Source organism: Sulfurimonas sp. HSL-1656 (assembly GCF_039645585.1).
Lineage (GTDB): Bacteria > Campylobacterota > Campylobacteria > Campylobacterales > Sulfurimonadaceae > Thiomicrolovo > Thiomicrolovo subterrani.
This window is the reverse complement of record NZ_CP147915.1, coordinates 155,982-169,817: the sequence shown is the minus strand read 5'-3', so window position 1 is coordinate 169,817 and position 13,836 is coordinate 155,982. Positions and strand designations below refer to the sequence as shown.

15 protein-coding genes are annotated in these 13,836 nt (G+C 59.1%); 2 read left to right on the top strand and 13 right to left on the bottom strand.

The genetic code is table 11. From position 1 onward, the window contains the following. Positions 1-20: 20 nt before the first annotated feature. Together eno and recA are read right to left on the bottom strand one after the other, a co-directional pair. Positions 21-1,289: a phosphopyruvate hydratase gene (gene eno, locus WCX49_RS00900; RefSeq protein WP_345985701.1), complete on the bottom strand. Its 1,269-nt coding sequence runs from the start codon at positions 1,287-1,289 to the stop codon at positions 21-23. Further along, complete coding sequence (gene recA, locus WCX49_RS00895) at positions 1,286-2,323, bottom strand: recombinase RecA (protein ID WP_345985700.1); 1,038 nt, start codon at positions 2,321-2,323, stop codon at positions 1,286-1,288. The genes eno and recA overlap by 4 nt, the downstream gene beginning before the upstream one ends. Positions 2,324-2,478: 155 nt before the next feature. Here recA and WCX49_RS00890 point away from each other — a divergent pair, with 155 nt between their 5' ends. Continuing rightward, positions 2,479-3,342, top strand: coding sequence for an MqnA/MqnD/SBP family protein (locus WCX49_RS00890; RefSeq protein ID WP_345985699.1), 864 nt, complete (start codon positions 2,479-2,481; stop codon positions 3,340-3,342). Between the two features lies 1 nt (position 3,343). Continuing rightward, complete coding sequence (locus tag WCX49_RS00885) at positions 3,344-4,132, top strand: UDP-N-acetylmuramate dehydrogenase (RefSeq protein WP_345985698.1); 789 nt, start codon at positions 3,344-3,346, stop codon at positions 4,130-4,132. Here the strand turns inward: WCX49_RS00885 and WCX49_RS00880 are convergent. The 11 genes from WCX49_RS00880 to WCX49_RS00830 form a co-directional block, all read right to left on the bottom strand. Further along, on the bottom strand, positions 4,129-4,815 hold the full coding sequence (locus WCX49_RS00880) for a TIGR04219 family outer membrane beta-barrel protein (RefSeq protein ID WP_345985697.1): 687 nt from the start codon (positions 4,813-4,815) through the stop codon (positions 4,129-4,131). The two genes, WCX49_RS00885 and WCX49_RS00880, sit on opposite strands and share 4 nt — an antisense overlap. Positions 4,816-4,853: 38 nt before the next feature. After that, positions 4,854-5,615 carry a TIGR04219 family outer membrane beta-barrel protein gene (locus WCX49_RS00875; protein ID WP_345985696.1) on the bottom strand — a complete coding sequence of 254 codons (762 nt, stop codon included), beginning with the start codon at positions 5,613-5,615 and terminating at the stop codon, positions 4,854-4,856. Positions 5,616-5,728: 113 nt separating this feature from the next. Then, positions 5,729-6,232, bottom strand: a complete 504-nt coding sequence (gene tpx / locus WCX49_RS00870) for a thiol peroxidase (protein WP_345985695.1) — start codon at positions 6,230-6,232, stop codon at positions 5,729-5,731. A gap of 97 nt (positions 6,233-6,329) precedes the next feature. Next, positions 6,330-7,307, bottom strand: coding sequence for a tRNA (adenosine(37)-N6)-threonylcarbamoyltransferase complex transferase subunit TsaD (tsaD, locus tag WCX49_RS00865; RefSeq protein ID WP_345985694.1), 978 nt, complete (start codon positions 7,305-7,307; stop codon positions 6,330-6,332). 121 nt (positions 7,308-7,428) lie between these two features. Further along, a complete protein-coding gene (locus WCX49_RS00860) occupies positions 7,429-7,968 on the bottom strand; it encodes an alpha/beta hydrolase (RefSeq protein WP_345985693.1) in 540 nt (179 codons plus the stop codon). Beyond that, complete coding sequence (dxr, locus tag WCX49_RS00855) at positions 7,965-9,038, bottom strand: 1-deoxy-D-xylulose-5-phosphate reductoisomerase (protein WP_345985692.1); 1,074 nt, start codon at positions 9,036-9,038, stop codon at positions 7,965-7,967. Before dxr ends, WCX49_RS00860 begins: the two co-directional genes overlap by 4 nt. A gap of 1 nt (position 9,039) precedes the next feature. Continuing rightward, positions 9,040-9,798: a phosphatidate cytidylyltransferase gene (locus WCX49_RS00850; protein WP_345985691.1), complete on the bottom strand. Its 759-nt coding sequence runs from the start codon at positions 9,796-9,798 to the stop codon at positions 9,040-9,042. A gap of 41 nt (positions 9,799-9,839) precedes the next feature. Continuing rightward, positions 9,840-11,186: an NFACT family protein gene (locus WCX49_RS00845; RefSeq protein ID WP_345985690.1), complete on the bottom strand. Its 1,347-nt coding sequence runs from the start codon at positions 11,184-11,186 to the stop codon at positions 9,840-9,842. A gap of 25 nt (positions 11,187-11,211) precedes the next feature. Then, the gene (locus WCX49_RS00840; protein ID WP_345985689.1) at positions 11,212-11,358 is read right to left on the bottom strand and encodes a hypothetical protein; all 147 of its coding nucleotides are present in this window, start codon (positions 11,356-11,358) and stop codon (positions 11,212-11,214) included. Beyond that, positions 11,351-12,502, bottom strand: coding sequence for an OmpA family protein (locus WCX49_RS00835; protein ID WP_345985688.1), 1,152 nt, complete (start codon positions 12,500-12,502; stop codon positions 11,351-11,353). Before WCX49_RS00835 ends, WCX49_RS00840 begins: the two co-directional genes overlap by 8 nt. A gap of 2 nt (positions 12,503-12,504) precedes the next feature. Further along, complete coding sequence (locus WCX49_RS00830) at positions 12,505-13,809, bottom strand: MotA/TolQ/ExbB proton channel family protein (RefSeq protein ID WP_345985687.1); 1,305 nt, start codon at positions 13,807-13,809, stop codon at positions 12,505-12,507. Between the last annotated feature and the right edge of the window lie 27 nt (positions 13,810-13,836).

The following is a 13,836-nucleotide window of genomic DNA, read 5'->3' as shown; positions in this document are numbered from 1 at the left end:
CGCAAGAATGCGGCACGGATTTAGCTGAAAAGGACGGCGCCGAGGTATTCGCCGTAAACGAGTTCGTTCTCGATTTCGAGCAGACGGTTGTACTTGGCCGTACGCTCGCCGCGTGCCGTGGAACCGGTTTTGATCTCGCCGCAGTTGAGTGCCACCGCGAAGTCGGCGATGAAGGCATCTTCGCTTTCGCCGGAACGGTGGCTCATCACGCACTTGTAGCCGTTACGCTGCGCCAGTCTGACCGTCAGCATCGTCTCGGAGACGGAACCGATCTGGTTCGGCTTGATCAGGATGGCGTTGCCGATGCCCTTCTCGATCCCCTGGGCAAGGATGTTCGCATTGGTCACGAAGAGGTCGTCACCGACAAGCTGCACCTTATCGCCGAGTTTCGCCGTCAGGACTTTCCAGCCCTCCCAGTCGTCTTCGCTCAGACCGTCCTCAATGGAAACGATCGGGTATTTGCCGCAGAGGTCTTCATAGTAGGCGACCAGTTCTTCGGAGGTGACGGTACGGTTCTCGGACTCGAGGCGGTAGCCACCCTCGACCACCAGCTCGGAGCTCGCGACGTCGAGTGCGATCGCGATATCCTCACCCGGCTTGTAACCCGCTTTTTCGATGGCCTGCATGATGACCTGGATCGGCTCCTCGTTGGAGGAGAGGTCCGGCGCGAAACCGCCCTCGTCGCCGAGCGCCGTGTTGTGGTTGGCATCTTTGAGGATCTTCTTGAGGTTATGGTAGACCTCTGCGGATGCCCGAAGCGCCTCGGCGAAATCTTCGAAGCCGACCGGCATGATCATGTACTCCTGGAAGTCTACGGAGTTGTCGGCGTGGGAACCGCCGTTGATGATGTTGAGCATCGGGACCGGCATAACCATAGCATTGGCACCACCGAGGTAGCGGTAGAGCGGCATGCCCAGGCTGTCCGCCGCAGCGCGTGCGATAGCCATGGAGACGCCCAGGACAGCGTTCGCGCCGAGGTTGGAGTAGTTGTCCGTTCCGTCCAAGGCCTTCATCTCGGCATCAACCATCGCCTGGTTGAACGGGCTCAGACCGATAATGGCATCGGCAATCTGGGTGTTGACGTTTTCAACCGCGGTGAGAACGCCTTTGCCCATGTAGCGGTCGCCGCCGTCGCGCAGTTCCAGCGCTTCGCGTTTCCCCGTACTGGCACCGCTAGGGACGATCGCACTTGCCACCGTACCATCGCTCAGTTCCACTGTCGCTTTGACTGTCGGATTCCCGCGTGAATCCATCACCTCCATTGCCGTTACATTATCGATATAAATCATTCATCTACCTCATTCATTTCGTTTTCGTCCATCTGCATGATATTGCTCATGCCCATAGCGTGCCGTATTTTGTTCTCGATTTCAATGGCGAGCGCCGGTTCCTCTTTAAACTTTTGCTTGACGTTTTCACGCCCCTGACCCAGTTTGACATCTTCGTAGCTGAACCACGCTCCGCTCTTATCAATTATATCAAGTTTTACCCCATAATCCACCAATTCACCCTCTTTGGAGATCCCCTCGCCGAACATGATATCGAACTCCGCCTGGCGGAACGGCGGGGCCACTTTGTTCTTGATGACCTTCGCTTTGACGCGGTTCCCGATCTGGCTCTCGCCCTGTTTCAGCGTCGCGATTTTACGGACGTCGATGCGGACGGAGGCGTAGAATTTCAGCGCGTTCCCCCCCGTCGTCGTCTCCGGTGAACCGTACCCCATCGTACCGATTTTCATCCGGATCTGGTTGATGAAGATGATCGTCGTGTTCATCTTGTGCAGTACCCCGGTGATCTTTCGCAGCGCCTTGGACATCAGGCGGGCCTGGACACCGACCTGCTGGTCGTTCATCTCCCCCTCGATTTCCACTTTCGGGGTCAGTGCCGCGACCGAGTCGACGACGATCAGGTCAACCGCGCCGGAGCGGGCGATCGTCTCGACGATGTCGAGTGCCTGCTCACCGTAATCGGGCTGGGAGACGAGCAGGTTCTCGACGTCGACACCGAGGTTTTTCGCATAGCCGACGTCCAGGGCGTGCTCGGCGTCGATAAAGGCGCACACGCCCCCTCTCTTCTGCGATTCGGCCGTGATCTGGAGGGCCAGTGTCGTTTTCCCCGAGCTCTCCGGTCCGTAGATCTCGACGACCCGCCCCTCCGGCACCCCGTTGATGCCCAGGGCCAGGTCGAGGCCGATGGAGCCGGTACTGATCGCATTGATCGGCTCGATCTCCTTGTCCCCCAGACGCATCAGCGTCCCCTTCCCGAATGCCTTGTCAATCTGTTTCAGCGCCAGTTCGAGTGATTTTTGCTTGTTTGCGTCCATGTGCGTACAACCCTTTAGTCGTTTTGGATCATTTTATGACAATATGAAATTTGTTAGAAATATTATTTCAAACTGTCATATTTTCAGGTCTGATTCGTTCCGGCATTTTAGCGCGCATTGGCTAAAATGGGCGTAATAATATGCGAGGTTCTTTTATGAAAAAAATGCTGATTGCCCATTCCCCGGATGCCGACGACATCTTCATGTACTATGCCGTCAAATTCGGATGGGTAACGCAGCCCGACGTTGCCTTCGACAACATCCCCCTCGATATCGAAACCCTCAACGTCGAGGCCCTGGCGGGCACCTACGACATCACCGCCATCAGCTTCGCCCTTTACCCGCATATCCGAGACGAATATGCCCTGCTGCGGACCGCCGTCAGCTTCGGCGAGGGGTACGGCCCCAAACTGATCAAGCGCAAGGGCGAAAAACTGAAGCGCCGCTTCAAAGTTGCCCTCAGCGGCCGCTATACGACCAATGCGATGCTCTTCCGCATCGCCTACCCCGACGCGCGCATTGTCTACATGAATTTCCTCGAAATCGAGGATGCCGTCAAGAACGGCACCGTCGACGCCGGCGTGCTCATCCATGAAAGCATCCTCACCTTCGACGACACCCTCGAGGTCGAACGCGAACTGTGGGACGTCTGGCAGGCACTGGCCGGACCCGACCTGCCGCTGCCGCTGGGAGGCATGGCGATCAGGCGCTCCCTGCCGCTGACGTCGGCCATCGCATATGAACAGACGCTCACCGACGCCGTCCGCGTCGCCCGCGAACGCAAATCGGAGCTCTGCGAACTGCTGCTGGAGAACAACCTCGTGCGCATCGACGCCCCGACGCTGGACCGCTACCTGGAGCTCTATGCCAACGACGACTCCGTCGAGCTGAGCCCCCTGCAGTACCAGGCGATCGACAAACTTTACGAACTCGGTTTCAAACACGGCTTTTACGACGCGCCCATCCGGGCCGAAGAGTATACGATCCCCCGCGAGTACCTGGACTTCCGCCACAGCTGATATGCCCTACAAATCGATTGATCTCTCAAAACTGAGTTCCATCCGTATCGGGCCCGTCGCCGACGTCTACATGATCGAGGGCGACGACTACCCCGACGGTGCCTACCTGATCGGGGGCGCCAACAACGTGCTCTTCGGCACCGACCTCCCCCCGCTGATGAAGCTCTCCAAGACCTACGACTTCATCCGCATCGTAGACGGTGTTCTGCATATCGGGGCCGCAACCCCCGGCGGCAAGATCGTCTCTTTTTGCAAGAAACATGACATCGCCCATTTTGAATTCCTCTCCCACCTTCCGGGCACCCTCGGCGGCATGCTGAAGATGAACGCCGGGCTGAAGGAGTATGAGATCTTCAACCGCCTCATCGCCCTGCGTACAAAGAGCGGCTGGCACGCCAAGGCGAAAGTTCCCCACGGCTACCGCACCACGGGGATCGACGAGGTCGTTTTCGAAGCGACTTTCGAGATCGAACCGGGGTTCGACCCCTCAAAGATCGAACTGTTCAAACAGATGCGGGCCAATCAGCCCACCGACCCCAGCGCCGGCAGCGCTTTCAAAAACCCGCCGGGGGATTATGCCGGGAGGCTGATCGAATCCGTCGGTCTCAAGGGGTACCGCATCGGCGATATGGCCTTCAGCACCATGCATGCTAATTTTCTGGTCAATCTGGGGAGGGGGACGTTTGAGGAAGCCGTGGCGCTGCTGGAACTGGCGCAGCAGCGCGTGCAGGAGGCCACCGGCATCCTGCTGGAGCGGGAAGTGATTGTTATCGACCGGCGCTGGCTTTAGAAGCGCAGCATCAGGCCGCCGTAGACGCCGGTATATTCACCCTTGTTGATGAAATCACCGATCGCGTACTGCACCTTGTGGATGCGGTAACCGATCTCCAGACCCGGCTGGATAACGGGGAGGGACGTCATCGTATAGTCCGCCTTGATACGGAAATCGTACCCTTTGTTGTCCTGGTAGTTCGTCACCTTGACCAGGGTCTCCAGGCCAAGTGAATCGAGCGGCTCCACCCGTGCGCGGGCATAGGCAAGCGCCAGGGTCTCGGAATCATCGAAGCCTTTGCTGTCTGAAGTCACGTATTTGATGTCGAGCCCGATGTCGACGGTGACGAAGAAGGTATCGTCCAGAATGTTGTAGTAGAGGATCCCGTCAAGTTCACTGACGTTGAACGCGCTGCTCCCGTCCGGGTTGTGGGTCAGGTTCAGGTACTCCAGGCGGACATTCGGGATGACCGGTACCGGGTGCTTGACGTAGGCCCAGACGTAGAGGTCGTTCTCCGTATCGATACCAAGGTCATCTTTCAGATCAAAGCTGGGAGAACCGCTTTTGTCTTCAAAGGACCCGCCCGGGGCAGCATTGAAAGCACCGATACCGGCTTCGGCACGCACAAAATCCGCCGACGCGTTCAGAGAGAAAAGTGCCGCGACCAGTGCCGCCGCCGTTTTCAGTTTCATAGACATCATTGACTCCATTATTACAAAGTTATCAAAAACAGAGTATATCAGAAACGCAGGAATGCGCCAACGTAGAGGCCGCTGAAGTCGATATCGCCGTCGATCGCTTTGTCGTCAACGTTGATCGTGATCTTCTGGATCCGGTAACCCGCCTCGACACCCGGCTGGATGCCCGGCACGAACGTCATCGTCCAGTCGGCCTTGACGCGGGCGTCATACACGTGCGACTTCTGATAGGAGACGTAGCTGCCGAGCCCTTCGATGCCAAGCCCCGTCCCGGGGATTTCAAACCGAGCCCTCGCATAGAGAAGCGGCAGGACCAGGGTACCGCTTTTGCTGTAACCGCCGTACGCGATCAGGTCGTTCGTCGGGGCGACGTCAAACCGGTAATCGAGCGCTTTGATGTCCACGCCGAGATCCAGGGTCGTCCAGAACGTGTTGTCCAGAAGATTATAGTAGAGGACGGCGTCGTATTCGTTTGTATCGAAGCTGCTGGTGCTTGATGTCGTCACAGGGATCAGCGAGCCCAGTGTAACCGTTACATCACCGTCCGTACTGATGTTACAGTACTCCAGCCGCAGGTTCGGCAGTACCGGTACGGGGTGTTTGACATAGAGCCAGGCATACCCGCGCTGGGTCTGATCCTCGCGGTTCGTACTGCTGCCCGAATCCGTCGATGTCTCATAGGCGATGGTACCCTTCGGCGTCTGCATCCACGCGCCGCCGCCCGCTTCCACTCTTAAAATATCGGACAGGACCGGCACGGCGGAGAGTGCCGTCAAGGCAACGATTTTAAACCATAATTTCATATTTTTTAACCTCCAGTATTATGAAGGCGGACTATATCACAGATTGGGGTAACAAGAAAAAAGATTGGAGAAAAAAAGGGGAAGGGTTGCCCCCGAGGGGGCGGGGAGAGCGATTATTTAACGGCTGCGAGTGCAGAGTCGTAGTTCGGCTCTTCAGTGATTTCCGGTACGATCTCTTTGTAAGTAACGATACCGTCAGCGTCAACTGCAAAGATAGCACGGCAAGTAACGCCTGCCAGCGGGCCGTCAGCGATCAGAACACCGTAAGCGTTCGCGAAATCTTTGTTACGGAAGTCGGAAGCGACTGTCAGGTTTTCGATACCTTCTGTAGAACAGAAGCGTCCGCCTGCGAACGGAAGGTCCATGGAAACGATAGTCAGATCGATATCGCCGAGCTCAGCAGCCTGCTTGTTGAAGTTACGAGTTTCTGTAGCACAAACCGGTGTGTCGAGGGACGGGACAACAACGATCAGCTGTTTTTTGCCAGACGCGCCGCCGACAACTTTGTCTGCCAGACCGTTAGAGTTTACGACTGTAACTTCCGGTGCTTTATCACCAACGTTTACTTCGTTACCTGCGAGGTTAACTGTGTTACCTTTGAGCATTGTAGTTGCCATAATTAGGGCTCCTGTTTTTTTTGAGATGCAGGAGTTTTACATAATTCGGATAACTTTTGTCTTAATAGACCCCAACCTGGGAACTCTTAAGTTGAGTTTAAAAATCAGATTTGGGTGCGCTATGGAGCTCGGCGATAGAGGTGAATGCCCCTGCTTCGTAAAGGTCGACGGCGATCCGCCCGATCATCGCCGCATTATCCGAGCAGTACTGCAGTTCCGCCAACAGCAGTTCGGCGCCGTAAGGTGACAACAGCTCCTCGATGCGCCCGCGCAGGTAGCGGTTGGCGCTGGCGCCCCCGACGATCGCAAAGCGTTTGGGCGGCCGGGTTTTGAAATATTTTCGTAACTTTCGAAAGAGGTGCTCGGTCGCGATGTGCTCGAACGAGGCCGCGATGTCGGGGTAATCCGCTTCGCTGCCCTCCTCGACGGCCAGACGGACGGCGTTTTTGAGCCCCGAGTAGCTGAACGCCATCTCCCCCCGCTTCTGCAGCGGGATGGGGAAGGGGTAGCGCTCCCGGTCACCCCCCAGGGCCAGCTTCTCGATGACCGGCCCGCCGGGGTAGCCCAGCCCCATCATCTTCGCGACCTTGTCGAAGCTCTCCCCGAAGCTGTCGTCCATGGTCCGCATCACCGTTTCCATCCGCTCCAGGCTCCCCACCTCGATCACCTGGGTATGCCCACCGGAGACGAGCAGCACCGTCAGCGGGAACCGTGTCTCTTTCCCGATAAAGAGCGAATAGATATGCCCCTTGAGGTGGTTGACGCCGATAAGCGGAATGTCCAGCGTCAGGCTGAGTGCCTTGGCCATCGTGACCCCCTCGACCAGGGTGACGGAGAGCCCCGGTGCGTTCGTGACGGCAACGGCCTTGAGCTGCCCGAACCACCCCTTGCACTCCTCCAGGATCTTCGGCAGCGCCTCGGCGTGCAGCCTTGACGCCAGCTCCGGCACGACCCCGCCGTAGACGGCATGCTCCAGCTCCTGGGAGATCTTCTTATGGTAGACGAGTTTCTTTGTCGCTATCTCGGTGATCGCGATAGAACTGTCGTCGCAGCTGCTTTCTATTGATAAAATCAAAAAGAGGCCTTTTCCATTTTATTTTTGATACGCCACCGGAGCAAAGCCCCGGCGGCTGCGTTAACACTGGGTTTGCTTCAGCAGCAAGCTCACAGCGCCTTGCGCTTCTTACAAATCGACACTATATACACTCCCTGACTCGTTCCAGGATCCATGGCCATTCGCCGTAAGCGCTGTCGGCGTTGATATGGCCGGCGTCTTGCAGTACCGTCATGGGGACATTCAGTGCGCGCTGCAGGGCCTGCGCCTCCTCCGGCGTCATATAGGGGTCCGTCGTCGACGTCACCAGCTGCACGTTTTCGGCAAAGAGGTTTGCAGGCGGCGTGACCGGGAAGAAGCTCTTGATCGTCTCGATCTCGCAGTCAAGCCGCGGCGGGGCGATGAGAAAGAGGTTTTCTACCGGTGCGATCTCCCCCTCATGGCAGAGATGAAACCAGAGGGTGTTCGCCAGGGAGTGACAGATGACGACGTCGGGTTTGAACGCCTCCAGCAACGCTTTCACCTGACGCATCCAGCGGTTCTTGGAGGGGAAGTGGGGATGGTCGAGCAGCGGGAAGCTCACGGTGCCGTAATTTTTGGCCAGCTCTCCCGCCAGCCAGCTCTGCCAGTGCGGGTAGTCGCTGCCGCCCCAGCCGTGCAGCAGAAGGACCTTTTTGCTCATGACATTGCCCCCACGTAGGCGCGTACCTCTTCGTCGATGGCAAAGACCTCCTCGACGCTCCCCGGAACCCGGTCAAAATGCTCAAAGGCATCGACGACCCGGCGGGAGATGTCAAGAAAACCGATCTTCCCGGCAATGAACTGCGCGATGGCCGCCTCGTTGGCGGCATTGACGACAGCCCCGCGCTGCGGTTCGCGCAGCAGCGCCTCCTTGATCTGCCAGACCGGGTAGCGCTCCTGCGTGATCTCGCGGAACTCCAGGCCGCCGACTTTCAGCAGGTCCACGGGCTCAAGGATCTGCTCCTCGACCTTGCCCATCAGGGCGTAGGCGATCGGCAGCTGCATGTTCGCCCCGGCAATGTGCGCCGTCGTCGAACCGTCGGCGAAGTCGACAAAGGCGTGGATGAGCGAACGGGTCTCTATGATGGCGTCGTAATCGAGCTCCCCGAAGAGCCAGCGCGCTTCGAGCAGTTCGAAGAGCTTGTTCATCATTGAGGCGCTGTCGATGGTGATCTTCTGCCCCATGGACCAGTTGGGGTGCTTGAGGGCGTCTTCCAGCGTCGCCGTTGAGAGCTTCTCAAGCGGCCAGTCCCGGAACGCCCCGCCGCTGGCGGTAATGGTCATCTTTTTCACCGGGCGGCTGTCATTGAGAAGGTACCAGAGCCCGAAATGCTCGCTGTCGATGGGATGGATGCGGGAGGTATCAATAAAGGCCCCCGCCGCTACCAGGGACTCTTTGTTCGCCAGGGCGACCTTTTTGCCGCGCTCGAGCGCCTTGAGGGTCGGGCGAAGCCCCAGGAAGCCCACCAGGGCATTGACGACGAACTCGGAATCCGCCTCCTCGATCACCCGCAGGATCGCCTCCTCGCCGCTCAGGACGTTGGGGTGGTTGACCCTGGGGATATCCGCTTCGTTCGCGATGACGACCCAATTGGGGCGGTGCTTCTCGATCTGCCGGTTGAGCCGGTCGATACTGTTGCCGGCAACGAGGGCCTCGACGTTGAGCGAAAAGCGCTCGGCAATCGCCAGGGCGTTGACACCGATGGAGCCGGTCGAACCGAGAATAATCACGCTAGACGAGGCCCCGCAGCAAAATCACCATCACGACGGCCCCGAAGAGGTAGCCGTCGATACGGTCGAGTACCCCGCCGTGGCCCGGCAGGACGTTGCCGCTGTCTTTGACGCCGGCCTTGCGCTTGAGGTAGCTCTCGTAGAGGTCGCCGAACACGGCACTGACCGCCGTCGCCAGCGACACGGCAATAGCGACCTCAAGATTCACGACGCGCAGCCCCACGAAAACCCCGGCAACGGTAGCGATGACGACCCCGCCGATGACGCCTTCGAGCGTCTTGTTCGGACTCGTTTCGGAGAACTTCGTCTTGCCGATGCTTTTGCCGACCACGTAGGCCCCGATGTCGGCCGCGGCGACGACGACGATCAGCCATGCCATTGCCACCAGGCCGTAGTCTTTATAGAGGGTCAGGAAGAAGAGCATCCCCGCCGTCGGGTACGCAAAGGGGAGGAAGAGACGCCAGTCGGTACGGGGTTTGTAGGCGGCATAGGCGGCGAAGGCAACGCCCATCAACACGAAGAGGTCGTCCGCGTAAGGGTAGACGGCGGCCAGGAGCCAGAGCATCGCCGCAAAGGCGAAAGAGGCGTTATGGTGCAGGCCGTAGAGGTTGGCCGCCTCGTAGAAGGCGAGCAGGTAGACGCCGCCGAGGACCGCCCACATCAGGATGAAGTTGTCAATCCAGCCCAGCAGGACAACCGCCCCGATCAGTGCGGCTCCCGTTACTACCCTTTTTGTCGTCTCCGTTGCTGCCATTTTCATCCCGTTTTTAAAGGGATTATACAACAAGTAGGCTGTACCCCCTATGGCCCGGGGACAGCGGCCTGTTTGGAGACAGCGATCGTTTCGTACTTGTTGTAAAGCACATTCGCCCCCTCCTGGATCTTCACCTCGCGCCGCGGGGTGTAGTCGACCTCGAAGACCCCGGGGCTCATCACCGAGAAGTCGACGCAGAGCTTTGCCGCCGCCTCGAGGACGCTGCCCGGCACCTTCTGCTTGTCGGTTGTGATAATGACGTGGGTCGAGGGCCGGCCCTTCAGGTGCAGCCAGATGTCCCGGGCACGGGCGCGCTGCAGCAGCAAAATGTTGCCCCGTTCGTTCTTGCCCAGCTGCACCTTGTACCCCTCGATCCAGAAGGTCTCGACGGCATCGTCACTCTTCTCCTTGGTGCGCCCCGTCTGTTTGGGCGGGAAGAGGCGGGCAATCTCTTCGACCGTCGCCGCCCCTTCGACCGTCGCGATAAAGTGCTCGAAATGGCTTGCTTTCCCCTCCAGCCCCTCGCGCTCGATATGCATATGCGCCGCCCTCTGCTTCGTCTTCTTCGCCAGCTTGAAGAAGTGGTCGCTCACCTGGTGGGCCGAGGCGAAGGCCTTGGGCAGCTCCACTTCGACACTGCTGCCGTCGTAATCGTCCAGCATCAGTTTCGTCTGGTAGGGCTTGATCTTGTAGAGGTTGGCCAGGGTGAGGTTGCCCAGGTGCTGCAACCGCGCCGCCTCCGCCTCGAGTGCCGCTTCATCTTCCAGGGCGTCCAGGTGTTTTTCGAGCCGCCGGAGCTTTTTGTGCAGCAGGCCGACCTTCTGTTTCTTCAGCGCCGCCAGCCGCTCTGCCTGCTCCCGGTCGCACACCTCGTAGAGATAGGCTTCCACGTTATCGAGCGGGTACTCTTTCGGCGTAAATGCCGGAGGCGGCGGCGGCAGCAGGGGCTGGCCGACGCGCACGACCCGGTAGGAGGTGGAGGCATCGATATGGCGCAGCGCCTCGAGGACGACCTCATCCTCGTCGAGGATGATCGCGTTGGTCGTTTTGCCGGTAAATTCAAGCTGCAGAATCGTTTTGGAGTGCTTGTATGCCCCACTGACCGCCGCTTCGATACGGAGGATCTTGTCGTCGTTATAAAGCGAAATGTCCGTAATAACGGCGCGGTTGAACCGCTTGGCCAGCATGACGTCAAAGGGGGCCTGGTAGACCTTGCTGCGCCGGATGTCGTGGCGGCACATCGCCAGGTAGCTATGCCCCTTCTGCATGTTCGCATAGAGGCTCGTCTCCCCCAGGACGAGCTTGATCGTCGTGTCATTCACGCGGTGGATGGCATTGATATGTTTGAAGTCCCGAAGGTACTCGGCGATCTGGCGCAGGTGGGAGAGTTTCATAGGGCGCATTATAGCGCAGGGGGCGTTAGAAGAAGAGGCGGCGCCACCACGGCTTTTTCCGCGTCGGCGTGAGGATTTTGCGTGCGCGTTCGCGGCGTTCGGCCTGCAACGTCAGCTCTTTGCGCAGGGCCTCGAGCTTTTCGGGCCGGACCAGAAGCTCCTCGTTACGCACCGCCGTCCCCCTGTGCGTTGAGGTAGTTCATCAGCTCCCGCACCGCCTCCTCGTTCTTGATCCGGAAATTGATCTCGATACGGCGCGACGCCTGCTTGTCCTCTTTGCCGTCCGCGCCCAGCACCGGCTCGGTGAAGCTGCGGCCGCTGGCACTGAGGTACTGCCTGAAGAGCTGCCGGTTCTTCGGGTACTGAGTGTAAAGGAAGGTCATCACCGCCAAGGCCCGCTGCTGGGAGAGCTCCAGGTTGAAAAGGTAGCTGCCGTCGGAGTTCGTATGCCCCTCGATAATGATCCGGTCGATATAGCGGCGCATCTGCTTGTCGCTGAGCAGGGCATCGATGTAGTGCCCCAGCACCCGGCTCAACTCCTGCTTCGCTTCGGGTTTGAGCGTCGCCTCCCCCTGGTTGAAAAGCACGTTCGACGCAAAACGCAGCGAACCGCTCTTGGGATCGATGCTGATGGAGTCGCCCAGCTCCTCTTTGAGATGCTGTACAACCTTGACCTTGATCCCCGTAAGGTTCTTGATCTTGATGCGGGTGAGGTTCAGATCCTCCACCACCTTCTGGTAGGCACGGCTTTTGAGCAGCAGCGCCTTCTCCAGCTGCGCCATCTCGTCATCGCGCAGCTTGATCAGGTTCGTATCTTCGGTGTGCTGTTTCTCGGCCGTCTCCAGCTCCGACGTGAGCCGCTCCGCCTCGCTTTGCAGGGTAGCGCGCTGCGTCTCCGTCTCCAGCAGCAGGGCTTTGAGCTGCTCCATCTCCTCCCGGGTCAGCGCCAGGGCGGTTGTCCGCTCATGCAGGGTCGCGTTCATATCGTCCACGGAGATGCGCAGCCCCTCCGCTTCGCTCTGCAGCAAAGCCAGCTCCATGCTCAGGTGGGCGTTCGCCTCCCGGGAGGCTGCCAGCAGCGCCTGGATCTCCCGCAGCCGTTTCTTCTTCTCGGAAAGCGCCTTCTCGCTCAGCCCGAGCGCCGTTTTCTGCGCCTGCAGGTCCGCGCGGATCGCAAAAAGATCCGAGCGCATCAATACCGTCTTGACGACAATCGCCCCCACCAGCAGGATAAAGACGAAGAGCAGCCCCGCCATCAGGTCGGCATAGGAGATCCAGAAATTCTGCTCCTGTCCCCCGTTGTCCCGCCGCCGCATATTTAACGCGTCTCCCCGTCGCTTTTGTTCAGCCGGGCGATCTGCTCGACGATCTGGGCCGTCTCCGAATCGATCAGCTTCAGGGTGCGCTGCAGTTTTTCGAGAAACTGCGCGTCAAAGCCCCGGATATGCTCGTCGAACTGCACGCCGACCCGGTCGATCTCCTGTTTCATCGATTCGATGTTGGCAAGCACCCCGCTGTAAAGCTCTTTGACATTGCCGGCGTTGAGGTTGGCCAGCGCCTCGCTGAGCCGCGCGATCTCCCCACCCAGGGTCTCCGCGACGGTGACGCCGTGCTGGTACTCCCTTGAGAGGCTCTGCCGGCGCTGCTCCATCCGTTCATCTTCTTCGCGCATCTGCGCCGCGAAACGCTCCACGCCCAGGCCGACGCGCTGCAGCGCCTCCGCCGAGGCGGTCTGCTCCTGCATCGTGCGTTCGAACAGCGAACCGCTCTGCGCCATCAGCTTCCCGAGCGCTTCCGCCGCCTGCTGCTCCCGCTCGATGATCTGGCCGAAAATATGCAGGCGCTGCTCCAGGGTACGGTTCACCTCCGCCACAAAATCGCGCGAAGCCATCGTGTCATAGAGGGTATCAAGCTTCTCGAAATGGGCCAGGCTCTTGCGGTAATAGGTCTGCTCGATCTCCTTTTTCTCCCAGAAGAAGGGGCGTGTTACTTCGCGGAGTTCCGCCACGTCCCGTTCGAAACGGCTGATGCCGCTCTTTTCGAAAAAGATCCACCAGATGGAGAGGAAGATACCGTAGATGGAGACGTAGAAGGCCGTCCCCACCCCGCCGAGCAGCCGCGAGATCTCCTGCTCGAGCACTTCGGAGGTCTGGGCCGAGAAGTCCGGCATGGAAATAGCGATACTGATAAAGGTCCCCAGGATCCCCAGCGTCGGGAAGATCCCGGCGGCCACGGAGGAGAAGTTCTCGTTGCGCATCGTCCCCGCCGACTCGGCCAGGAAGTCGTCCAGGGTCGCGTCCGCCTTCTCAACCCCGGCGACGGCGAGGAGGTTCTTGTTGATGAAGGCGGCCAATGCCCGCTGGATGCTGCCGAAACCGCGGCGGAGTTTGCACGCGGCGTAGTAGGCGTTGTGCGGGGCGAAAAAGAGCCAGATCAGGAAAATGGCGCCCATCATAATGACGCTGTGCAATTCAACCTTGAAGTTGACAAGCCCCGTAAACCCCGCCATGGCGAAGAGCCAGAGCAGCAGCGGCAGCGACATCAGCCAAAGCAGCCGCATGCCGCAGAGCGTGTGACGATGAAAGCGCTGGGACAGCGCCGCGAGATCCTCTTCGATGACCATTTCCTACTCCCGATGCTTTTCGGTCAT